This window comes from Pantoea sp. BR_17 (genome assembly GCF_041955125.1).
GTDB classification, from domain to species: Bacteria; Pseudomonadota; Gammaproteobacteria; order Enterobacterales; family Enterobacteriaceae; genus Pantoea; species Pantoea stewartii.
Genome location: NZ_JAVAXT010000011.1, coordinates 138,932 through 162,596 on the forward strand (window position 1 = coordinate 138,932; position 23,665 = coordinate 162,596).

Annotated in this window: 19 protein-coding genes; 6 read left to right on the top strand and 13 right to left on the bottom strand. The window is 53.3% G+C overall.

The window, feature by feature from the left end; translation table 11 throughout:
- The first annotated feature begins 2 nt into the window (after positions 1 to 2).
- Entirely contained in the window at positions 3 to 3,341 is a 3,339-nt protein-coding gene (gene mscM, locus RAC60_RS17045; RefSeq protein ID WP_006120960.1) for a miniconductance mechanosensitive channel MscM, read from the top strand.
- 137 nt (positions 3,342 to 3,478) lie between these two features.
- On the opposite strand, the gene mdh is transcribed toward mscM, so the two are convergent.
- Entirely contained in the window at positions 3,479 to 4,417 is a 939-nt protein-coding gene (gene mdh / locus RAC60_RS17050; RefSeq protein WP_006120961.1) for a malate dehydrogenase, read from the bottom strand.
- 536 nt (positions 4,418 to 4,953) lie between these two features.
- Between mdh and argR the strand changes: the two genes are divergently transcribed.
- From argR to yhcN (RAC60_RS17070), 4 genes are all read left to right on the top strand, one after another.
- The gene (gene argR / locus RAC60_RS17055) at positions 4,954 to 5,424 is read left to right on the top strand and encodes a transcriptional regulator ArgR (protein WP_006120962.1); all 471 of its coding nucleotides are present in this window, start codon (positions 4,954 to 4,956) and stop codon (positions 5,422 to 5,424) included.
- A gap of 485 nt (positions 5,425 to 5,909) precedes the next feature.
- Positions 5,910 to 6,173 (top strand): peroxide/acid stress response protein YhcN, encoded by a 264-nt coding sequence (gene yhcN, locus RAC60_RS17060; protein WP_039341751.1) that lies wholly within the window; start codon positions 5,910 to 5,912, stop codon positions 6,171 to 6,173.
- 73 nt (positions 6,174 to 6,246) lie between these two features.
- On the top strand, positions 6,247 to 6,519 hold the full coding sequence (locus RAC60_RS17065) for a YdgH/BhsA/McbA-like domain containing protein (RefSeq protein WP_006120964.1): 273 nt from the start codon (positions 6,247 to 6,249) through the stop codon (positions 6,517 to 6,519).
- A 94-nt stretch (positions 6,520 to 6,613) separates the two neighbouring features.
- The gene (gene yhcN / locus RAC60_RS17070) at positions 6,614 to 6,877 is read left to right on the top strand and encodes a peroxide/acid stress response protein YhcN (RefSeq protein WP_006120965.1); all 264 of its coding nucleotides are present in this window, start codon (positions 6,614 to 6,616) and stop codon (positions 6,875 to 6,877) included.
- Positions 6,878 to 7,083: 206 nt separating this feature from the next.
- On the opposite strand, the gene RAC60_RS17075 is transcribed toward yhcN (RAC60_RS17070), so the two are convergent.
- From RAC60_RS17075 to aaeX, 6 genes are all read right to left on the bottom strand, one after another.
- Positions 7,084 to 8,052: an Rpn family recombination-promoting nuclease/putative transposase gene (locus tag RAC60_RS17075; RefSeq protein ID WP_375094071.1), complete on the bottom strand. Its 969-nt coding sequence runs from the start codon at positions 8,050 to 8,052 to the stop codon at positions 7,084 to 7,086.
- Between the two features lie 142 nt (positions 8,053 to 8,194).
- Positions 8,195 to 8,479, bottom strand: coding sequence for a hypothetical protein (locus tag RAC60_RS17080; protein ID WP_033740055.1), 285 nt, complete (start codon positions 8,477 to 8,479; stop codon positions 8,195 to 8,197).
- Positions 8,480 to 8,534: 55 nt separating this feature from the next.
- Positions 8,535 to 9,989, bottom strand: coding sequence for an NAD-dependent succinate-semialdehyde dehydrogenase (locus tag RAC60_RS17085; RefSeq protein WP_033740056.1), 1,455 nt, complete (start codon positions 9,987 to 9,989; stop codon positions 8,535 to 8,537).
- A gap of 113 nt (positions 9,990 to 10,102) precedes the next feature.
- Complete coding sequence (aaeB, locus tag RAC60_RS17090; RefSeq protein ID WP_039341742.1) at positions 10,103 to 12,055, bottom strand: p-hydroxybenzoic acid efflux pump subunit AaeB; 1,953 nt, start codon at positions 12,053 to 12,055, stop codon at positions 10,103 to 10,105.
- A gap of 9 nt (positions 12,056 to 12,064) precedes the next feature.
- Entirely contained in the window at positions 12,065 to 12,997 is a 933-nt protein-coding gene (gene aaeA, locus RAC60_RS17095) for a p-hydroxybenzoic acid efflux pump subunit AaeA (protein WP_006120969.1), read from the bottom strand.
- A gap of 7 nt (positions 12,998 to 13,004) precedes the next feature.
- Entirely contained in the window at positions 13,005 to 13,208 is a 204-nt protein-coding gene (gene aaeX, locus RAC60_RS17100; protein WP_006120970.1) for a p-hydroxybenzoic acid efflux pump operon protein AaeX, read from the bottom strand.
- Between the two features lie 229 nt (positions 13,209 to 13,437).
- Between aaeX and aaeR the strand changes: the two genes are divergently transcribed.
- The gene (gene aaeR, locus RAC60_RS17105; RefSeq protein WP_006120971.1) at positions 13,438 to 14,355 is read left to right on the top strand and encodes an HTH-type transcriptional activator AaeR; all 918 of its coding nucleotides are present in this window, start codon (positions 13,438 to 13,440) and stop codon (positions 14,353 to 14,355) included.
- A gap of 185 nt (positions 14,356 to 14,540) precedes the next feature.
- Here the strand turns inward: aaeR and tldD are convergent, their stop codons facing one another.
- The 6 genes from tldD to mreC form a co-directional block, all read right to left on the bottom strand.
- On the bottom strand, positions 14,541 to 15,986 hold the full coding sequence (gene tldD / locus RAC60_RS17110; protein ID WP_375094072.1) for a metalloprotease TldD: 1,446 nt from the start codon (positions 15,984 to 15,986) through the stop codon (positions 14,541 to 14,543).
- Positions 15,987 to 16,051: 65 nt separating this feature from the next.
- Positions 16,052 to 19,879, bottom strand: coding sequence for an AsmA2 domain-containing protein YhdP (gene yhdP / locus RAC60_RS17115; protein WP_375094073.1), 3,828 nt, complete (start codon positions 19,877 to 19,879; stop codon positions 16,052 to 16,054).
- Positions 19,880 to 20,012: 133 nt separating this feature from the next.
- Positions 20,013 to 21,482: a ribonuclease G gene (rng, locus tag RAC60_RS17120; RefSeq protein ID WP_033740062.1), complete on the bottom strand. Its 1,470-nt coding sequence runs from the start codon at positions 21,480 to 21,482 to the stop codon at positions 20,013 to 20,015.
- Position 21,483: 1 nt separating this feature from the next.
- The gene (locus RAC60_RS17125) at positions 21,484 to 22,065 is read right to left on the bottom strand and encodes a nucleoside triphosphate pyrophosphatase (RefSeq protein WP_058702694.1); all 582 of its coding nucleotides are present in this window, start codon (positions 22,063 to 22,065) and stop codon (positions 21,484 to 21,486) included.
- 8 nt (positions 22,066 to 22,073) lie between these two features.
- Complete coding sequence (mreD, locus tag RAC60_RS17130; RefSeq protein WP_006120976.1) at positions 22,074 to 22,562, bottom strand: rod shape-determining protein MreD; 489 nt, start codon at positions 22,560 to 22,562, stop codon at positions 22,074 to 22,076.
- A complete protein-coding gene (mreC, locus tag RAC60_RS17135; RefSeq protein ID WP_006120977.1) occupies positions 22,559 to 23,581 on the bottom strand; it encodes a rod shape-determining protein MreC in 1,023 nt (340 codons plus the stop codon). Before mreC ends, mreD begins: the two co-directional genes overlap by 4 nt.
- Positions 23,582 to 23,665: the final 84 nt, after the last annotated feature.

Below are 23,665 nucleotides of genomic sequence, written 5' to 3' on the forward strand. Positions count from 1 at the left end.
CTGTGTTCGTACGCGCGTTCCTCTGTTTGCTGCTGAGCCTGGGGCTCAGCAGTACTACGTTTGCCGCCAGCCTGCCAGATGCCAGCCAGCTCAGACAACAGCTGGAAGAAGTCAAGTCCGCTAAAAACGCCACTTCGCAAACCGATCAGATTCAGTCGCTTGAAGCTGCACTGGCGGCCCTTTCTGAACGTGATGATGCCGTTGAGCGCGCGCAGCAGTATCAACAGGTCATTGATGATTTTCCGCGTCTGGCACGCGAGCTGAGACAGCAAATCGCCTCACTCAACGACAGTGTGAAGACGGTACGCAGCACAATGAGCAGTGCCGAGCTGGAACAAGAGATTCTGCAAATCAGCAGTCAGCTGATTGAGGAAGGACGCCAGGCTCAACAGGAGCAGGATCGGGCCCGCGAGATCAGCGATTCCCTGTCACAACTGCCGCAGCAGCAAACGGAAGCACGTCGGGCGCTGACGGAGAGCGAGAGACGTCTGCAGAGCGCGGGCAGCCCTGCCACGCCAGCCGGCCAGGCACAGCTGATGGCCCGTCAGGCAGAAAATGCCGCGAATAAGGCCCGGGTGGATGAGTTTGAGCTGGCGCAGCTGTCGGCAAATAACCGTCAGGAACTGGCGCGCATGCGCGCCGAAGTCCACCAGCGTAAGGTCACCCAGCTCGATAATTATCTCCAGGCGCTGCGTAATCAACTTAATGAGCAACGTCAGCGCGAGGCAGAAACTGCACTGGCCCGGACAGAACAGCTGGCGGAAAACAGCGGTGATCTGCCGCCAGCGATCAGTAAACAATTTCACGTTAACCGCGAGTTATCTGGCGCACTGAATCAGCAGGCGCAGCGAATGGACCTGGTGGCCTCACAACAACGCCTCGCTACCAATCAAATCATTCAGGTCCGCCAGGCATTGTCCACGTTACGGGAACAATCTCAATGGCTGGGTGCATCCAGTCTTCTCGGTGATGCCCTTCGCGCGCAGGTCGCACGATTACCTGACATGCCGAAGTCTCAGCAGATCGACAATGAGATGGCTCAGCTCCGTGTTCAGCGACTGCATTATGAAGATTTGCTCGAACAGCAAAACGTATTGCGTAAGGCCCATCAGCCCGACGGACAGCCTTTTACCAGCGAACAAAAGCGGATTCTGGATGCGCAGCTTAAAACGCAACGCGAACTGCTTAACTCGTTGATTTCGGGCTGCGATACGCTGATTCTGGAAATCACCAAGTTGAAAGTGGCGAACACGCAGCTACAGGATGCGCTAACCGAAGTTAAAGATGCGACGCACCGCTACCTGTTCTGGACGGCCGATGTCAGCCCGATTTCGTTGAGTTATCCCCTTGATGTGGCTAACGGCCTGTCTCACCTGCTGACGCTGGACACACTGGGGCAGCTCGGTAAAGCGCTGGCCATGATGTTTACCAGCCGCAGCACGGTATTACCCATTCTCGGTGCGGTGCTGCTGGTCGGCTTCAGTCTCAGTACCCGCCGTCACTTCAATGCTTTTCTTGAACGCTCAGCCAGCAAAGTCGGTAAGGTGACGCAGGATCGTTTTCGCCTGACAATCCGTACCGTGTTCTGGTCGATTCTGGTGGCGCTGCCGCTGCCGGTACTCTGGGCTACGCTGGGATACGGCCTGCAAAATGCCTGGCCCTATCCTGTCGCCGTGGCGATAGGCGACGGCATCACCGCCACCTTACCTTTGCTGTGGATCTTTATGGTCAGCGCACAGTTTGCGCGCCCGAACGGCCTTTTCATCGTGCATTTTCGCTGGCCTCAGGTGCGTGTTGCACGCGCGATGCGCTATTACTCGTTGAGTATTGGCCTGATCGTGCCGCTGATCATGTTGCTGATTACCTTCGATAACCTTGACGATCGCCTGTTCTCCGCCACCCTGGGGCGGCTGTGCTTTATTTTGATCTGTGGCGCGCTCAGTATTGTGACGGTAAGCCTGAAGCGTGCAGGCATACCGCTTTATCTCGATAAAGAGGGCAGCGGCGAGAATATGATTAACCGCCTGCTGTGGAATCTAATGATCGCTATTCCACTGGTAGCCGCCCTTGCGTCAATGACGGGCTATCTTGAAACCGCGCAGGCGCTGCTCGCCCGTCTGGAAACCTCTGTGGCGATCTGGTTTTTCCTGCTGGTGATTTACCACATCATTCGCCGCTGGATGCTGATTCAGCGACGCAGGCTGGGCTTTGATCGCGCACGCCAACGCCGTGCCGATATGCTCGCCAACCGTGCGCGCAACGAAGAGGAGAAAGATCAGGCCGCACAAAATACTGACGTAATTGAAATTGAAGAGCCTGTTATCGACCTGGACGCCATCAGTGCCCAGTCGCTGCGTCTGGTACGCTCCATTTTGACACTTATCGCGCTGGTATCGGTCATCGTCCTGTGGTCAGAAATCCACTCTGCATTTGGTTTCCTTGAAAATATTCGTCTGTGGGACGTGAATACCTCCGTTCAGGGCGTCGAAAGCATTCAACCTATTACGCTGGGTGCCGTCCTGATTGCCATTCTGGTATTCGTGATTACCACACAACTGGTGCGCAATATGCCGGCTCTGCTTGAGCTTGCGTTACTGCAGCATCTTGATTTGTCACCGGGCACCGGTTATGCCATCACCACGCTGACAAAATATGTGCTGTTGCTGATCGGTGGCTTGCTGGGCTTCTCACTCATTGGCATTGAGTGGTCAAAACTACAATGGCTGGTTACCGGTCTGGGCGTCGGGCTGGGATTTGGTCTGCAGGAGATTTTCGCGAACTTTATTTCCGGCCTGATTATCCTGTTTGAAAAACCGATTCGTATCGGTGATACCGTGACCATCCGCGACCTTACCGGCAGCATTACGCGCATCAATACCCGCGCAACCACGATCACTGACTGGGATCGCAAAGAGATTATCGTGCCCAATAAGGCGTTCATTACTGAGCAGTTTGTTAACTGGTCGCTTTCCGATTCCGTCACGCGTGTGGTGCTGACAATCCCTGCCCCCGCAACCGTTAGCAGTGAAGAAGTCACTACCCTGCTTAAACAGGCGGCAGAGCGCTGCAGCTATGTGCTGGATACACCGCCACCTGAAGTGTTCCTGGTGGATTTACAGCAGGGAATTCAGTTGTTTGAACTGCGCGTGCATGCGGCGGAAATGGGCCATCGAATGCCGCTTCGCCATGAACTGCATCAGCTTATTTTACATGGCTTTGCAGAGCATGGCATTGAAATGCCGTTCCCGCCGTTCCAGATGCGTGTAGAAGCGCTGAGCCGAAAAACGCCGACAGGTAATAGCGCATCGACCACCCGAACGTTCCGCTCAGGTGGGCTCTGAGAATAAAAATTGCCGTAACGGGCCGGTTAAGAGCGGATTGGTGCGCAGCGAGACAGCGCGTAATCTTGTTCAGGTTAGGTATCAGAACGCAATAAAAAACGCCCGGTCGAACCGGGCGTTATGTTGTCTGAAACGCTTTATTGCTTCACAAAGGCTTCGCCCTGCGCGATATCTTTTTTCAGCGTTTCAAGCATGCCTTCCAGTGCCTGCTGTTCAAACGGACTTAATGCGCCGATGGGCTTGCGCTCAGCAACCCCATTCTTGCCCAGCAGCAGCGGTTGAGAGAAGAAGCGGGCATACTTTCCTTCACCTTCAACATAAGCACATTCCACTACGTTCGCTTCGCCATTCAATGCACGCACCAGCGATAATCCAAAACGGGCAGCTGCCTGGCCCATAGACAATGTAGCAGAGCCGCCACCGGCCTTGGCCTCAACGACCTCAGTACCCGCATTCTGGATACGTTTGGTCAGGTCAGCCACTTCCTGCTCACTGAAGCTGACGCCCGGCACCTGAGACAACAGTGGCAGGATGGTCACACCGGAATGCCCACCGACGACAGGCACTTCAACTTCGCCAGGTTGTTTACCTTTAAGCTCCGCAACGAAGGTGTTTGCACGGATGATGTCCAGCGTAGTGACACCGAACAGACGATTCTTATCGTAGACGCCGTGTTTTTTGAGCACTTCCGCCGCAATCGCCACGGTCGTATTAACAGGGTTGGTAATGACACCAATCAGCGCCTTAGGGGCGGTAGTCGCCACCTGCTCGATCAGGTTGCTGACGATGCCGGCGTTAACATTAAAGAGATCCGCACGATCCATGCCCGGTTTGCGTGCCACACCCGCGGAAATAAGCACAACGTCGGCCCCTTTCAGGGCTGGTTTCGCATCCTCACCGCTGAACCCCTGCACCTTTACTGCGGTGGGAATATGGCTGAGATCTACTGCCACGCCCGGCGTGACAGGCGCGATATCGTAAAGAGACAGTTCTGAACCTGCTGGAAGCTGGGTTTTGAGTAGAAGTGCGAGCGCCTGGCCTATGCCACCCGCGGCACCGAGAACGGCAACTTTCATTCATAACTCCTTATTAAGGTGGGGCAGAGAAGATCCGATATTCCATCTGTATCAGAGCGTAACCAACGGCTCAGTGGATGACGTTTGTCCGGTGCCTGCTCTACCTGCTTCAATACAGAAGCGCCGGATAAAAAATGACACATCATCTTCCTGTCCCTTACTCGCCAGGTTACTCACGCGAGTCAGGCAATTCCCGGTTCAGGCTTACTTTAGTAACAAATGATGAAGGCATCATTCTCACTAACAGGCTGTAAACATTATACCCGTGAACTGGCAACCGTATTATCCGCAGAAAGAGATCGGCAATGTACATTTTTATTTTCTTACCTCATCAATAATATAACACCTTTGCAACCTTTGCCTTTTCAGGCTGTGAGCTGGGTTTTGGTCTGAGGAGATTCTTTGCTATTATCGCCGCCCGCGATGATGACCTCGCAGTACAATTAACAACCGATTGCATAAAAATTCATTTATATGCATAATAATGTCTTTGCTGCGGCCTGGTTCGCGGTTTGTCTTACGTATACTGGTAAATTATGCGAAACCCATCGAAACAAGACGATCTGATTAAAGCCTTCAAGGCATTATTAAAAGAAGAAAAATTCAGCTCTCAGGGCGAGATTGTTCAGGCGCTTCAGGAAGACGGCTTCGAGAACATTAATCAGTCAAAAGTTTCTCGTATGCTGACGAAATTTGGCGCGGTGCGCACCCGCAATGCCAAAATGGAAATGGTTTACTGTTTACCTGCGGAACTGGGGGTGCCGACTACCACCAGTCCTCTGAAGAATCTGGTGCTTGATATTGACTATAACGATGCTCTGGTCGTGATTCATACCAGCCCGGGTGCCGCACAGTTAATTGCGCGTTTACTTGACTCATTAGGTAAGTCCGAAGGCATCCTGGGCACGATTGCAGGAGACGACACCATTTTTATCACGCCAGCACGCGCCTTTACTGTCAGGCAACTGCACGATGCTATTCTGGTATTGTTTGAACAAGAACTTTAGCCTTTATCTCTGACCGGCAGCGCATCTGCCGGTTGATCTGCAGCGCGTCCCTCCTTGTGTTCTCTTCTGTTTAAACGCTCTATTATCAACGAGTTGAGCCTATCTCATTGCCGCTATTTACCTTGTACTATTGGTCATACCCTTTATCCTGGCTACTTTTCCACGCTATTTTACACTGCTCTGCACCGCATCGATGGTGCTATCCTTTGAGGTTGTGTTCAAAAGCAGCCTGATCGACCATAAATTTCCGCACCAAAAGTTAAAGTTGCGCATCTTACTGTTTTTATAAGTAATTACCTGCCAAAGGCCGTTTTTTAACCGCTTTTAATAACGTTTAGTTATAAAAAAATCCCATAAGGTTAAAGTATGACTACAAAACATTATTAGGCAGATATTAATTTCTGCCGTTATTAGTCCTATACTTACTTTCGTGATGTGAATCACACTAATAAAAAAGAAGAACAGCCACGACGAGGACATCTTTCATGAAAATTAAAACTACCATCGCTGCTTTAAGCATTCTCTCTGCCCTGTCATTTGGTGCATCTGCAGCTGAATATGTTTCTGCTGCGGATGCTCAGAATCTGCACTCTGTCGGCACTGTGAGCGTTAGTGGTGTCGCCGGTGCGCCATCAGATATCAGACAGCAACTGAGTGAGAAAGCGGATCAACACGGCGCTAAAGCTTTTCGTGTTATCGAGGCTTACAACGATGGCAACTATCACGCCACCGCTGAGTTGTACAAATAAAAGCGTTTGAACTGACAGGTAACCAGATGAGACCACATGCTCACTGGTTAATTAACATTGCTGGAGAAGAGTAATGAAAACCACATTAACCTTTGCCGCCCTGAGTTTGGCTTCGCTCCTGTCCTTTGGTGCCCATGCCGCCAGCCCGGTAACAAATCAACAGGCGCAGGAGATGAACCTGCAGCCCCTGAATCAAACCATCACCGTCAGCGGCATCGACGGCGATCAGACGAATGTTCGCCAGGTTCTGTCTCAAAAGGCAGATGCCCAGGGTGCGGGTCACTATCGCGTCATTGAAAATAATCGCGACGATACGTTCCACGTTACCGCTGAACTTTATAAGTAATACATCGACGGCAATCGTGCCGCATCTGAAATTAATCGACAACCCGCTCTGTGTTTTGACTCCGTAGGTTGTTGACAGTTATGAGGAAATAAACATGAACATCAAAGCAACCATCGCAACAGTAAGTCTTCTTTCTGCTATGACATTCGGCGCTTCCGCTGCACAGCTGGTGACCGCCGAACAAGCACAGAACTTACAACCTGCCGGAACCGTAAGCATCAGCGGTGTAGCAGGCTCTCCGATTGATTATCGTGCTCAGCTGTCTCAAAAAGCTGATGAGCAAGGCGCAAGCGCGTACAAAATTATTGAAGCAAATACCGGTGACAGCTATCACCTCACCGCACAGCTTTATAAATAGTTCCTCGTCTGTTTATGACGAACCCTTTAGCCCCGGTCGCCGGGGCTTTTTTCTGTCTGAAACGGCGAGGCAGAACCTGACAGCCGTAAGGCGCAGGAAAACGGACATCGGCTAATGATCGCGCCAGCGGCACAACACTCAGGCACGTTAAAAGACAGGAACTGGCTTTCGCATGAGGTGCTCTGACGCGAAATGGGGTGGCGTATTTAATGACAGAGTTGCACTAAGTCGTCATCAGAGAGTGCTGTCATCTCGGCGACAACACGGGGATGCAAACCATTTTGCAGCATCGTGCGTGCGATCTTCAGCGCGGCCGCACGCTCTCCCTCGCTGCGTCCTTTCTCCAGACCACGTTGCTCACCGAGCTGAATTCCTTCTTTTAAACCTTGCTGAATGCCCTTTTCAATGCCTTTCTGCTCAAGCTGCTGTGCAATAGTCATCAATGCATCCTCATGTTGCGGTACTCGCTGTGCCAGCGTCCTGACGAAAATGTCGGCGTCGGCTGTTTCGCCTGCCTGCAAGAGATAGTGTACCAACGATATCACTTGCGATGAAGAGAGATATCCAGCCAGTAAGACGGGGGCCAGCTTATCGATGAGTTCTGTCAACTCTCTTTGATGTATATGCTTTTGCAGCAATGTTAAAGCCGCCATGCTGCGGTGACCGATAATGTCCTCATCCGGAATAACCGTCACGTCCACCAGCGGAAAAGCGTTGCCATACAGTTCACTGGCGAGCACGGGCATTGCAAACTCATCAAGCCAGCGGGTACTGTAAGGATACGGGCTACGTTTGCCGCTATAGAACAGAACCGGGATGACTAACGGTAGCCGTTTGTTCCCTGCGTCAAGATGCCGCTGCATTGCCGCAATGGCATAGCGCATCAGTCTGAACGCCATATGCTTATCCGGTGATGACTGGTGTTCGATTAAGACATGGATGTAGCCATCCTCTCTGCTTGTAGTTTTCATGCTATACAGCACATCGCTGAAATATTGCCGCAGATCCTCCTCCACAAAAGCACCCGATTCCAGTTTTAATGTATTCAGATCGCACAGGGCGAGCAGCGCTGCGGGAAGGTGCAGTTCCATAAAATCACGGGCAATCGTAGGCTGGGACAAAAATTGCCGGAAAGTCGCATCATGTGGCGTGGGCGTGCCTCTTTTACTTTTCATGTGACCTGTCCTGATGATTGGCGGGCAGAGTATCACGACCAGAAAAAGCGAGGCGTCAGCAAGCGTTAACGTTGCGAGGATGCTCGAGAAATAATGTTTACTTACGCGGACAAGGCATTAAGCCTGATGATCACAGCCGACCTTAGCGTGTTGAAGATGAGAGCACGTTAAACTGCAGTTGCCCTTCCAGTTCCTCCTCCGCCTCGTCGAACAGCAGAATCAAGGCACCGTAGCGCCGCTTCTGTCCCTGCCCCAGGTTCACAAACTCTATTTTGATGGGCAAAGGTAGCCCTCTGCAGACAATCACGTCCCACAATCCATCCAAATCGCAGATATAGCGCGCTTTCAGGGAAAAGCGTTCACAGAATTGCCGGAAGAAATGGGCCTGATCGACAATCTCATTAAAATCAAAACGCTCGACTCTCATACAGGTGACTCCTGTTATTCGTCGCTGGGCGGCCCGGTGCCGCCCAGATAGCCGTTTAACTTAAACCGCCAAGGTGCAGCGCTTTGACCTCAAGGTACTCTTCCATTCCCAGCACCGATCCTTCCCGGCCCAGTCCCGACGCTTTCACACCGCCGAAGGGAGCCAGCTCTGTCGAGACAGCACACTCATTGATGCCTATCATCCCACTTTCCAGCGCCGAGGAAACGCGGAAGACGCGTTGCAAATTCTGCGTATAGAAATACGCCGCCAGCCCGTATTCGGTTTGGTTCGCCCGCCGAATGACCTCGTCTTCATCATCAAACCGGAAGCACGCCGCAACCGGTCCAAATGTTTCTTCCTGAGCCAGCTTCATGCCTTCATGCGCATCGACGATGACCGTAGGCTGCCAGAAATTGCCGCCCAGCGCATGTCGCTTACCGCCCGCGAGCACCTTGCCACCCTGGGCAACCGCATCGTTAACATGTTCTTCCACTTTTTCTAACGCCGAACGCTCAATTAACGGTCCGACAATGACGCCGCTTTCCATACCGTTACCCACTTTGAGTTTATTGACCTCATCTGCCAGTTGCGTTGTGAAACGCTCATAGATCGCATTATGAACAAAAAAACGGTTTACGCTGACGCACACCTGGCCCGCGTTACGGAATTTATTGGCAATAGCGCCCTGAACGGCAGCATCGATATCCGCATCCTCAAACACGATATAGGGCGCGTTGCCCCCCAACTCCATCGACACTTTTTTCATGGTCTCGGCCGCATTGCGCATCAACGTTTTGCCCACCGCCGTCGAACCGGTGAACGAGATTTTACGTACGGCGTTGCTCGCCATAATCGCATCACTGATAGCATGCGTATCCCCTGCCACGCCGTTAAGGACGCCGTCCGGGATACCGGCTTTCTTTGCCAAAGCCAGCAAGGCAAACGCAGAAAGCGGCGTATTGTTGGCAGGCTTGATGATCCCTGTACATCCAGCTGCCAACGCCGGACCTAACTTACGGGTCAACATGGCCATCGGGAAGTTCCACGGGGTGATCGCCGCTACAACACCAACGGGTTCCCGCGTGGCCAGGATACGTGATCCCGCTTTAGCAGGCGGAATGATTTCACCATTGGCTCGTTTGGCCTGCTCGGCAAACCACTGGATGAAACTGGCGGCGTACTCAACCTCGCCTTCCGCTTCTTTAAGCGGTTTGCCCTGCTCCGTTGTCATGAGCTCAGCAAGCCAGCGTTTGTTTTCAATGATTAACGTATACCAGCGGTAAAGCAGCGCTGAACGCGCTTTAGCCGTCTGCGCCCGCCAGGCGGGAAAGGCGTCTTGTGCAGCCTTAATCGCGTCTTCGGTTTCCTTTTTACCGGCTTTCGCCACCTGAGCAACAACGTCCCCCGTTGCAGGATTGGTTACGTCAAAAGTCGACGTCGTCCTCAGCCACTGCCCGTTGACTAAATAGCCGGTCTGGAACAGTTCGCTGTCTTGCAGTGAAGAAGGCATCTGCGTTACTCCTGTCAGTTTGTTTTTACTTCAGGAAAGTATAGATGGCAAAAATGACAGGTCGGGGAAGGAAGGAAAGTGAAAGGGCCGCCAGCATGGCTGACGGCCCAAATTCAGATTTGGACGAGCGTATTTTGATACTTTGAAAGCATCTCAGACAGCCGTTTCACCGGCTCGGTAACACTGTCCGGTGCATCATAAAGGGCCAGCTTTTCCTGATAGACATCCAGCTCGCGCAGCAAGCGTTGGAAATAATAACGGCGCTTCTCATCACTACGGACGGCAATGATACGATCGGCCGTGTGCCGTAACTGGCGGTGGAAGGCGGAAAGCTCCGCATTAATCGGCACGTCTGCCGCACGCAATCGTTGATGTCCAATGATTAACGTCAGGGCGATGCGGTATTTGTCGATGTCGCCGGGAAACAGGTTAAGCAATAAGAAGAGCTGCTGGTACAATGCTGGCAAATGGTTTTCACGCCGGCGCGCCTTATTGGTGGTCATTGCCGACACCGCAGCATACATAAAGCGGTTAAGCAATTTACGTCCTGTTCGCGCTTTCGATTTATCACGGATCAGCAGAATCACCATTAAGGCAAGAAAACTCCCGATCCACTGCCCCAGTGCGTTATCGATAAAAACCGTAAAGTTGAACTGCATCGGATTATCCAGCACCAGGACGTTAATCGTACCGGCCATCGCGCCCAGCGTACCAATCTGGCGGCGTTGAATGAGAATGCCTGAAATAAAGCCCAGTAAACCGATGGCAATGCACAGCAGCAGAGCGCTTTGCTGCGTATTGGGCAAGATGTACATAAAATAAAGCGCCCCCAGCGGTATTGCGACCGTCATGCCATAAACGAAGTCTTTCGCCATCATGAGCGGATTAGGCATGCGCATCGCCAGGGCGGTAATCACGCCAAGCATGACCATACAGCCACTACCTGAAGTCCAGCCGGTATAGAGCCAGAATAATGAGCCCAGTGCCGTCGCCACAAACGTACGAATACCATTTATCATCGCATGGTGGGTTTCTGCCGAACGCGCCTGAATCACGACTTCTCGCTGGAGAATGCGCGCTTCCAGATCGGTAATACGACTATTACTCTTCACACCATGAATCAACAGCTGGTATTCCGTTGCGGCACTCATCCAACTCCCCAACGTTTCCGGCACGGTTTTACTGCTGGCTGCCATGAGTCGCCGCATCGTTTTCAGACGTTTATGCACATCTTCTGGCGTCGTGGCCTCTTTTTCCGTCAGCACGCGATACTGCGTGGGAATGTACTCAGGACGTGAGTTCTGAATCAAAAACGTTTCCGCCGCCTGTGTAATCAGCGTCAGCGATAGCGTGTTTAGCATCTGCAGACGGCGGCTGGTATTTTGCCAGCGTGACGACTCCATCATTAACTGGCTACGCATACTGCTCAGCGCCGTTGTGCGTCGTACCAGCGCACTCCAGGCTTTATCGACTTCCTCTTTGTCCTGATGCGCCACACACAGTTGCAGCAACCGGTAATGGGCCACCAGCAGCGACGTCACCTCGGCATCAATCACTTTTTTAATGGAGCGCGGGGAAAAAATCATATCAGCCAGAATGGCGCAAAGGATGCCCAGGATAATTTCGCTACAGCGTTCCACCGCATATTGCGGAACCAGCGTAAGGCCGCCGCTGGCGTTTGCCGTGACCACGATAATTAATGCGGTATAGCCCGCGAGACCGAGCGCATAGGAATTTTCGACTTTAATCAGCGACGAAAGCCATACGCAAAAACCGGCCCAGATACAGCACAGCAACAGCATGACCACTGGCGCTCGCACAGTGGCAATCATGATAACCAGAGCGGCAACACAGCCAATTAAAGTACCGATAATACGCAGAAGACCGCGATAGCGTAATGCGCCAGAGTAGGGATCGCCTCCTGCCGCAAACGCCGTTCCCCCTGCAACAATCCCGGCGGTCATCACGGCCCAGCGCGGTGTTTCAAGGTTGAGATGAAAGCCGATCATCAACGCTGCCACCAGCGCAAAGGTCAGCTTTATCGGGAAACGCAGAAATTCGATCATATCGCCCTCTTAACCAAACTCACGCAGGCGGTTAAAGAAGGACATCATGGGTGAAACCGTCTGGTGCGGACGATCCTCCGCGCCAGTAATCACCACGGTCGCCGTCGTGCCGGCAGGGAACTGATTACCAGGCTGCTGATCAAGTCGGATGCGGACCGGTACGCGCTGAGCCAGGCGAACCCATTCCAGATTAGACTGAACGGTTGCCATCCCCTTGCTGTCAACACTGCTGCTGCTGTTGGTTACGCCTGCCGCAATGCTGTCCACGGTGCCACGTAAGGTGATGTTGCTGCCCAGTGGCGTGATCTCCGCCCGAAAGCCCGGTCTGACGCCGTGCAGTTTGGTCTCTTCCAGATAGGCCAGCACATAAAAGGAGTGCTGCTGCACCAGGGCGACCGCAACCGAGCCGCGCGTAATGAATTCACCCTGGTAAACATTCAGGTTCGTCACCCAGCCGTCTGACGGTGCCTTAATCGTGGTCCGTTCCAGATCAATTTTCGCCAGATCGCGGGTCGCAACAGATTTCGCCAGTTGGTGTTCTGTGGTTTGCAAATCGTTATTGGATTGCTCGATGGCTTCACGCGACATCGCAGAGGTGCCGAGTTGGTTACGACGTCCGGCCTCGCGGCGTTTTTCATTCACCAGCGCCTGGTAATATTCTACGTCCGCCTGGGCTTCATCCAGCGCCTTTTGATAGCGGGGACGATCGACAACAAACAGCGTATCGCCTTTTTTAACGAGCTGGTTGTCATGAACCGGCACATCCGTAATTAACCCAGTGACATCAGGAGAAATGGCCACCACGTCGGCTGCAAATCTGGCGTCACGCGTCCAGGGCGATTCGGTGTAGAACACCCAGGCACGGAATATGATGATAACGGCGATGATAACCAGCAGGATGGTGATCGCGTAACGCGCGATTTTTCTTATAAGCGTGTTCACGTAAACCTCAAACGAATAAACGGGATACTAAATAAAATACACAGCAGTAGAGAGCTGTATTGAAGAGTGCCGGGTGCCAGACAAGATCGTAAATACCACTGGGCGTCAGCACGCGTTTCACCAGCCAAAACAGCATAAGTGAAACGATGAGTTCGATAAAAATGGGCGGAAAAGAGAGCCCAAACATGACAAAGACCGGAAGTACACTCATTAAAAATCCTTAGTTCGACACGGCCGGGATAGTCCACCGCCTTGATCGACGCAAAAGCCTGCGCCCTAAGCCACATCTGAACTACGGCTGGCTTAATAATAGCGTATCATCGGGTGTTTTCAGGTAATGAAGCGTCGCCAGGTGATACCCCGGTACGCTTATAGTAACGCGCTTAACTATACGTTTTCTACTGAATGTGATCTAAATCACTTTTTAGCCAGAGTAAACAATGGAACGACTTAAAGGTATGTCGATATTTGCCAAAGTGGTTGAATTAGGTTCTTTCACGGCGGCCGCACGACAGCTTCATCTCAGCGTGTCATCCATCAGCCAGATAATCGCCAGGCTGGAAGATGCCCTTCAGGTTAAGTTACTCAATCGCAGCACACGCAGCATCGGCCTGACCGAAGCGGGGAAAATTTACTATCAGGGTTGCCGCCGCATGCTGGCTGAAGCCAGCCAGGTACATGAGCAGTTATATGCGTTTAATAATACGCCTGTCGGGGTGTTACGGATTGGCAGTTCCTCCACGATGGCGCAGAACGTCCTGGCCGGCATGACCAGTGATATGTTGCGTGACTATCCCGGCCTGAGTGTCAATCTTGTCACCGGCATTCCTGCCCCCGATTTAATCGCCGATGGCCTGGACGTGGTTATTCGGGTGGGCGCATTGAAAGATTCCAGTCTGTTTTCACGCAGGCTGGGCGCAATGCCCATGGTGGTGTGTGCCGCTAAATCCTACCTGGCGCAGCATGGAACACCCGAAAAACCGGCGGACATTACAAAATTCGCCTGGCTGGAATACAGCGTTCGCCCCGACAACAATTTTGAATTGATTGCACCCGAAGGCCTTGTGACTCGTTTGTCACCTCAGGGGCGTTTCGTCACCAATGACTCCCAGACGTTAATTCGCTGGCTTAAGGCAGGCAACGGCATCGCCTATGTCCCGATGATGTGGGTGGCAGATGAGATCAAGAGCGGAGAGATCGATATTTTATTCCCACACTATCAATCCGACCCGCGTCCGGTTTATGCGTTATACACCGAAAAAGACAAGCTGCCGCTGAAAGTTCAGGTCTGTATCGACTACCTGACGCACTACTTTGAACAGGTTGCCGAGCAGTACAAGCAGCACCGAAAGACATAGCCCTTCGCCTTTAGCAAGGTACTCAACAGGGCATCACAAAGGTGCGAGGTGCGGGACAGGACTTTAAACAGGCCTCATTTACGGCAGAGACAGGAAAATCGCGCCAGCGTTTACTGAATGGGGCGCCTTCAGGATGTAATAGTAGCGCACTAAAAACCCGCCAGCAGGCGGGTTTGTCAGGCTAATCAGGCAGTGCCGCCGATAGTCAGCTTGTCCAGCTTGAGCGTAGGCTGGCCCACGCCAACCGGCAGACTCTGGCCTTCTTTACCGCACACGCCAACGCCTTTATCGAGCGCCAGATCGTTGCCAACCATAGAGATTTGCTGCATTGCCTCAATACCGGAGCCGATCAATGTCGCCCCTTTTACCGGTTTGGTGACTTTGCCTTTCTCAATCAGATAGGCTTCGGACGTGGAGAACACAAATTTACCCGACGTAATATCGACCTGGCCGCCACCAAAATTAGGCGCATACAACCCGTATTCCACACTTTCAATAATGTCCTGCGGCGTCGATTTACCCGCCAGCATGTAGGTGTTGGTCATACGAGGCATTGGCAGGTGCGCATAAGATTCGCGACGACCGTTTCCGGTAGGATTCACGCCCATCAGCCGGGCATTCAGCTTGTCCTGCATGTAGCCTTTCAATACGCCATTTTCAATCAGTACGTTGTACTGTCCGGGTACGCCTTCATCGTCAATAGCCAGTGAACCCCGTAATCCCTCGATCGTGCCATCATCAACCACCGTACAGAGGTCAGACGCCACCAGTTGGCCCATCTTACCGCTAAAAACGGAGGTTCCACGGCGATTGAAGTCGCCTTCCAGACCATGACCTACCGCTTCATGCAGCAGCACGCCTGGCCAGCCCGCCCCCAGCACCACCGGTAAAGCGCCTGCAGGCGCAGCCACTGCGGAAAGATTGACCAGTGCCATGCGTACCGCTTCGCGTGCCCAGGCATCAGCGCGCACATCGCCATTTTCATCAGCGAGGAAAAACGCGTAACCAGTACGCGCACCGCCACCGCTGGTACCCCGTTCGCGTTTGCCCTGATCTTCCACCTGAACGCTGATGGACAGACGCACCAGCGGACGCACATCGGCGGCCAGGGTACCATCGGTTGCCGCCACCAGGACCTGCTCATATACGCCGGTCAGGCTGGCATTCACTTCCTGAACCCGTGGGTCAGCAGCCCGCGCAACCTGGTCAACACGATGTAACAGGGCGATTTTGTCTTCACGGCTGAGGCTGCCAAGCGGATCGACAGGCGTATAGAGCGCGCGGTTGACGACGGCTGACAGCGTGTGCGCCTTGCCATTCCCCTGCTCGCGTACGATGCTGCGGGCCGCTTCTGATGACAGACGCAGGGCATTCATTGTGATCTGATCGGCATAGGCGAAGCCGGTTTTTTCGCCGCTGACGGCGCGGACACCCACGCCCTGATCGATATGGTAGGAACCATCTTTAATGATTTTATCTTCCAGAACCCAGGATTCGTGGAAGCTGGACTGAAAATAAAGATCGGCATAGTCCAGACGACGTTCTGAAAGCTGCCCTAACAGGGAAAAAAGGTCCTGCTGATTAATGTTGTTAGCAGTTAGCAACTGCTCACTTACCAGATTCAGAGTCATCGTTTCTCACTCAATATGTGCTCGGATATTCATAGCCTGAGGCAATTATGTTACGCCGTCAAATATCACTTGTTATAGGTTTCGCGTGGCTTACGCATAACCTCGTCAATTTTGGGCTTATCGAGCGGGCCGCTGATGTGATAGCGCAGCACAGAAATTTTACTCCAGAGCGGCCCCAGAACCTTACTGGCCGCGAATACCGCGGCCCCGACGACCGGGTTAATCGCGAACGCGGTGGCGACACCAACGGAGGCGGAAATTTCCGGGGTAACTATGGCTTCCATATCAATCCGTCGCTTCACAAGATCCATATTGCCCTGCATGGCGATATCCGCCTCCAGCCCATCGACTGACAGGTTATCAGTACGGATGACGCCATCTTCAATCCAGGCGGTACCATTGATTGAATCGAAATAGAAACCCTGTTTAAAAGTATCACTGAAGTCGAAACGCAGTTTACGTAGCAGTGCATCAAAACTGAGCAGGCGCAAAATCTGCCCCGCCGCACCGGTATCCACATCCGTTATCTGGCCTTTACCAAAGTGTGTTTTCAGTGTGCCGCTCAGCGTTTCCGCTGATGGCTGCCAGGGTGCAGCGCGCCAGTGCAGGTCATAGTTAATTTTGAAAGGTGCATCGCGTAATGGCGTATTTACGCCGAACCAGTTGGTTGCGTTATTGATGTTGCTGCCCTGCAAGGTGCCTTTCAGCGAGGTACGCTGGTCGTTGGGCCGGTTAACCCATTCGCCCTGAATATTCAGACGCGAACTGCCTGTATCCACCAAGCCATTAGTAAGTGCTAACGTACTTCCTTTAGGTTGCAGCCCGGCGGAAACGCGCCCGTATTTTTGTCCCATCAGCCAGCATTCTGCACACTGAAACTGCACCGCAGGCCACTTGCTAAAGTCAATCTGATCGCTTTTTTGCCCCAGTGGCGAAGCCGCGGTATTTTTTCCGTCAGCGCCCTGCCAGTCGGGATTGTAATAAAGATAATCCAGAGCAACCCGCCACGCTGCTGACGGCGAGGTCGCAAGCTGACCACGTAACTCTTTGGCATTAACCTTCACCTGGGTTTTACCGCCCATTTCCTGGGTGACGGTGGTATCCACGTCATGCCACTCTTGCCCTGCCAGACTGACAGCGGGGCTACGTAAGATAATATTGCCTGGCAACGTTGCCCCGCCCACCTTATGCTCACCCGACGGGCTGGCCGCTCCGCCTTCGCCCGCCATCAGGAGTGCCGCCCAGGCTTCGCCATCGAGCGCAGGCAAATTCAGCACCATGCCTGAACGATCCGGCAGCGCCGGTGTGGTTTTGGTGTCGTTAAGCCAGATGCCTCGCTCAACGCGCAGCGTGGGCTCCAGCAGCCAGCGGCTGTTAAACCGGTGCCGCTCGTCAACGCTGCCGCTCAGATCGAAATGCGTTAAGTCGCCGTTTGCATTAACGGTAACCGGCAGGCTCTCGCCAGCCTTTTTGTCGAGTGGTGGAGGTAAGCGACTACTTACTTCCTTACCGTCTCCTTTGAGTTGCACGGCATAATGCGCACCGCCCTTGTGAGGCAAGGTGACGTTTACCTCACCTTGCCACGGAAGATGACCGGCCAGTTGGCTGCTAATCTGTCGGGGTATGTCAGTGATTTTTGCCAGTTGCCAGTCCGCCTGTAATTTGACGTTCACGCCAAAATCGTCAGGATTCTCCTGCGTCGTGAAGCTGACATCGATCGGCTGTCCAAACCAGTTGGCCTGCAGCGTATCGCTTTCGAGATTGCCGTTGTTATAGCGGAACTGCCCCGTCAAATGGGTCATTGTGGTATTCAGGGGTTTGATATGCAGGCTGTTGTTATTCATCTGCACATCCCCGCGGGCGTGAACATCTTTGCCATTCAATGGAATATCCAGCTTGAGATGACCTTTGGTCAGGCCTTTGACCTGGAGCTGTTCCAGTGCCGCTCCCAGCGACGATTTGAGCGGCGTGTGCTGGAAGTACTCACCGATTTGCTGCCCGTCACCGCTGATATCGCCATTAATAATCAGCTTTTCCTTCAGGTAATCCGGGATGACAGCGCTGACATTGCGGGCATCGACTTCACCCAGTTTCGCCAGTGGCGCATTCATCCACAGGCCGTCATTCAGGAAGTTAAGATCGATATCAAGATTGCTGAGATCGGGCCAGCCCGGCTGGAACGCATAGGTTGCCTGGCGTAACGGCACCCAAACCTGGAACATCCCGTCGTTGTGCTGGAAGGGAAAAAGCGCTGGATTACCGTTAAACAGCAGCGTGGCATTACTGACCTTACCGCCTTTAATCGCACCGCTTAAATAGTGTGTCAGCGAGTGGCCCATTATCGGTGTCGGGAAATAGCGCCACGCATCACCAGCGTTCGTGACGTTAATGCCGGCCAGAATATTCAGTTGAGGTTGCGCATCGCTGTTTTGCTGATAGCGGAAATCGCCGTGCGCCCAAAGGGAACGGGCCTGAATGTCAAGGTCGTGACCCGCCAGCGTCAGCCCCTGCTTATCCTGCGTCCAGTTAAGGTTGCCGGTGATCTGTTTGATCTCCAGCGGTGCCTGGAACATATCACCATAAGGCACCGTAGCCTGCCCCATCGCAATTGCGGCTTGCCCATCGTTCAGGCTGCCTGTCGCCTCACCATTAAGATGGCTGATGCCGGGAACCAGCTTCCAGTACTGCCAGCTAAAATCACGCCACTTTACCTGAAAGCGGGTCTGCTCGGGTTGTGCTAAGGGAATATCTAACGCAAGCCCATCAATCGTGCCCCGCGGCCGCAATGCACGCCAGTTATCAAACAGCGCAGGTGAGAGAGGCGCAAAAAGCGGCACCAGCGGCGCGATGCGATCTAATGCTAACTGCGTCGCACGAACGCGGACTTTGGCCTCGCTGTTGCTGCCCAGCATCTGCTCGTCCTGCGGTTGCCAGAACAGCGAAAAATGACCAGCAGGCCACGCATTGCCGTCTGTGCTGAGTTTGGTTTGCGGCACCGTTACCACCCAGCCATTTTTGTAACGCGAAAGGTGCGCCGTCAGACCATCAACGTTGAGAGTATGGGGACCGCTCTCGCCCTGCCAGCTTGCGCCGCCTTGACTTAACAACAGGTCGCCAGCGTAGATATCACCATCACGCAGAGTGACCCAGGCTGCCAGGCTAAACCGGGCGCTGTCCAGACGGGTGTTATCCCGTACCCAGCGGCCCAGCCAGGGGCGCATATCCACGTCATCAGCCTGCATCCAGATGCGACCGTCGTTGAGTAAGCCTTCGTTATCGTTCAGGTCGAGACGGACCTGCACAACACCGTGCTGTCCGGTAAAACTCGACAGGCTGACCTCACCTTCTGCGCGATGTCGCGTATGTTCGTTCAGCCAGGTGAGTTTAGGGATAGCCAGTTCAGCATGCTGACCGGATGGCGTGATAAAACCAATCGTGCTGTCGCGCAGATCGAAGTGATCGAACTGGCGTAAAAACAGATCGTTGATCTGGGTGAGCCTGAAGCTGTGCTTCTCGTTGTCACTGGTCAGGAGAGGCTGAGTGCTGTTAAAGTGCAACTGCCAGAACGTCAGATCGCGGAACTGCCAGCGCCAGTGGAGCAATGACTGCCAGACGTCCAGCGCAACGGTAATACGCGCGATCGAGAGCGTCCCCGTTTGTTTCATGTCCACGTTCAGGTCACGGATTTGCAGCGTGGGCCCAAAATTTTCCCACTTGCCCTTCAGCTGGCTGGCGTTAACATTGGCACCGCTGACGTCAGAAACAAACTCTAAGACCTGACTACGATAGTTATCGAGGTGCGGCATCGCCAGACGCAGCGCACTGACCAGCAGCGCCACAATCACAATGACTGTCGCGAGCAGCAGTAACATCACTCTTGGCAACTGCCTCACTCACACCTCTCCTTGTCTACCGTTAACGACGGATGGTTGCTGCTCATACCCGGCGTCTTATGACATAAGCGGTATGGGGCCACATTTTACCCTAAAATGTGCGGCCAGACATCGTGAGCCTGACCGGCCAGCACTACATCATGACCACATCGAACTGTTCCTGAGTATAGAGCGCTTCAACATGCACCTTTACCTGCTTGCCGACAAACAGCTCCACTTCCGCCAGCGCATGGGACTCATCCGTTTTCAACGCTTCGCCCACCGTCGGCGACACGTAGACCAGGAAACGGTCAGAATCATAAGCATGATGAACACGAACAATTTCACGCATAATTTCGTAGCACACCGTTTCGACGGTCTTCAGTGTGCCGCGCCCTTTACACACCGGGCAATCCTCACACAGCACGTGTTCGATACTTTCGCGCGTACGCTTGCGCGTCATTTCCACCAGCCCTAAGGCGGAAAACCCGCTGATGCCCGTCTTCACTCTGTCTTTACTGAGTGCGGTTTCCAGCGAATGCAGCACGCGACGGCGATGATCTTCATTACTCATATCAATGAAGTCGATAATGATGATGCCGCCAAGGTTACGTAGCCTCAGTTGGCGGGCGATCGCCTGTGTCGCTTCCACATTGGTGTTAAAAATAGTTTCATCAAGGTTTCGGTGTCCGACAAAGGCACCGGTGTTGATGTCGATTGTCGTCATCGCTTCAGTTTGGTCGATGATGAGGTATCCGCCAGATTTCAGTTCAACTTTACGTTCCAGTGAGCGCTGAATCTCGTTCTCAACATCAAACAGATCAAAGATGGGCTGTTTGCCATTGTAAAGCTCGAGCTTGCTGGACATCTCCGGGATGTATTCGCTGGTGAATTCCTTGAGGAGATCGCAGGTCAGGCGCGAATCGACACGAATGCGATCCAGCGCTGCGCCCGCAAAATCGCGCAGAATACGCTGCGCCAGCGCCAGCTCACCATAGAGTAAGCAACGGGTTTGATTGCGCTTTTTCCGCTCGCTGACTTTGGTCCAGAGCCGTTTCAGAAACGCAGCATCCTGCGCCAGCTCTTCTTCGCCAATGCCTTCCGCGGCGGTGCGGATGATGAAACCGCCCAGGTCGTCACAGTAGTCGGCCACGACGGCTTTAAGCCGTTCACGCTCTTTTTCACTGGCAATGCGTTGTGAAACGCCAACGTGTGAAGCGCCGGGCATAAACACCAGGTAGCGCGAGGGCAACGTGATATCTGTGGTCAGCCGCGCGCCTTTAGTGCCAAGGGGATCTTTCACCACCTGCACCACGAGATCCTGTCCCTGACGCACCAGCTCCGCGATATCACGTACCACGAAATTTTTCTTTTCGTCGCCCGCAACGCATTCTGTATGCGGCATGATGTCGGACGCATGCAGGAAGGCCGCTTTATCAAGCCCGATATCCACAAATGCCGCCTGCATGCCAGGCAAAACCCGGCTGACGCGCCCTTTGTAAATATTACCGACGATGCCCCGCCGGGCTTCGCGCTCAATGTGAATTTCCTGCAGGATACCGCCATCAATGTAGGCGACGCGCGTTTCAGCAGGCGTAACGTTAACCAGTAGTTCTGCCGTCATGTTAACCCCTTACGGCACGCAGTGACTGGAACTGGTCGATCAGTTCCGCGGTCTCAACCAACGGTAATCCGACGACTGCGTGATAACTTCCATTGATTTTACGAACAAAGTTTCCGCCCTTTCCCTGAATACCGTAAGCGCCTGCTTTATCCATAGGTTCACCTGTGGCGATGTACTCATTGATGTCGTGTGCGGTTAAGTTACGAAACGTCACCTCGGTGACCACCAGACAGTCCAGCACCTGCTGACGATCGGCGAGCGCGATAGCCGTCATGACCTGATGCGTTTTTCCCGAGAGTTTACTGAGCATTGCGCTGGCATGGTCGGCATCGTGGGGCTTTTCCAGCACCTCGCCATTGAGCACCACGATGGTGTCGGCACCCAGCACCGGTAAGTCTTGCCGGGCAAGCGTGACGCCCGCTTTAGCTTTGTCATGCGCCAGGCGTCGAACATAGCCCTCTGCCGTTTCACCGGGTTGACGTTGCTCTTCAACATCAGTGACAAGACGCTCGAAGGTGATGCCAAGCTGGCTCAGCAGTTCACGTCGGCGGGGAGACGCGGAGGCCAGATACAGGGTTACCATAAATTTCCTTATTGAACAGCGAACTGACGGCGGATCTTTCTCATCAATAAGAATAGCCACGGCCAGAGAATCCCGTCGACAACACTGCTCCAGAAAATTTCAGGGCGGAATGAGACGTTGATCACCAGAAACTCTGCCCAGAAGACGATCACATCCATTGCTAATGACAGCACCATAACCATTAACGCCTGCTGCCACAATGCTAAGTTACGGAATAACTGGAATTTAAACGCAACCAGATAGGCGATAATGCTGAGCGCCAGTGCGCGAACGCCCAACGTCGAACCGGCGATTAAATCCATAATCGCCCCCAGCAGAAAACCGCTGCCCACATTCACGCGATGCGGCAGCGCCAGCACCCAATACACCAGAATCAACAATAGCCACGATGGCCGGAACATATAGATCTGTTCCGGCCATGGCATGATTTGCAGAATAAACGCCATCAGAAAGGACAGCCAGATCACCCATCGTCCCTGGCTGCGATATCGACTCAATTCTGGCCTCCGCGTGAGCGGGAAGCGGCATCCTGCGAACGACTTTCGCTGCTGCCCGAAGCGGGTGTGGTAGTCTGTGTGGTGGGCGCAGGCGGCCCCATTTCGCCGGCAGGCGGCAGCACCTGCGGCATCATTTGCATCAGGCGCTCGTTCGCGACCCGATGCACTTCATCAGGCGCCATAGGCATATCACCATTATGATCGGCTCCCCAAAGCAGCAGCAAATAGCGCAGACGTTGCAGACCCGCAGTAGGATGTGCCTGAATCACGGTATAAGCGCGTTGCGTATCCACTTTTACCGAGGACACGACACCGACAGGATAGCCTTCAGGGAAGCGGCCACCTAAGCCTGAGGTGACTAACACATCGCCCACGCGAATATCGGTATTGCCTGGCAGATGTTCCAGTTGTAAATCTTCCGTACAGCCATTGCCCGCGGCAATGACACGAATATCATTACGCAGCACCTGAATGGGCAGCGCATGTGATGCATCACAAATGAGCAGAACGCGACTGGTAAACTGGCCGACAGCGATGACCTGGCCCACAACTCCTTTATCACTGATGACCGGCTGACCTTCATACACGCCGTTGGCGCTGCCTTTATCAATCACGACCTGATCGGTATAGGGATCGGTACCGGTGGAGATCACCTGGGTCACCATCTTATGCTCGTCCTGACGCAGAGGTGAACCCAGCAATTCGCGCAGGCGTGCATTCTCCTGCTTGTATTGCCCCAGCATGAGCAGGTCGCTGTTTTTCAGAAACAGCTCCCGACGTAACGCTTTATTTTCCAGCTCAAGCTGCTGGCGCGAAGCCAGCGTATCTGACACGCCATCCAGAAGTTGACGCGGGCCGTTGGCCAGGAAGTAAAACGGACTGACCGATGTGTCCAGATAGTTGCGTATTTGCGTAAATGAACTCACGCGACTATCTGCGATGATGATGGCAATTGCCACAATCACCGCCAGAAAGAGACGCAATTGCAGAGAAGGGCCTCTGCTAAAAATCGGCTTCATATAATCTGCGTGTTCCTCGACTACAAGGTAAGAAAGTACGGACGTACCGCACTTTCCTGGGCTGGACACATCATACCGATGCAC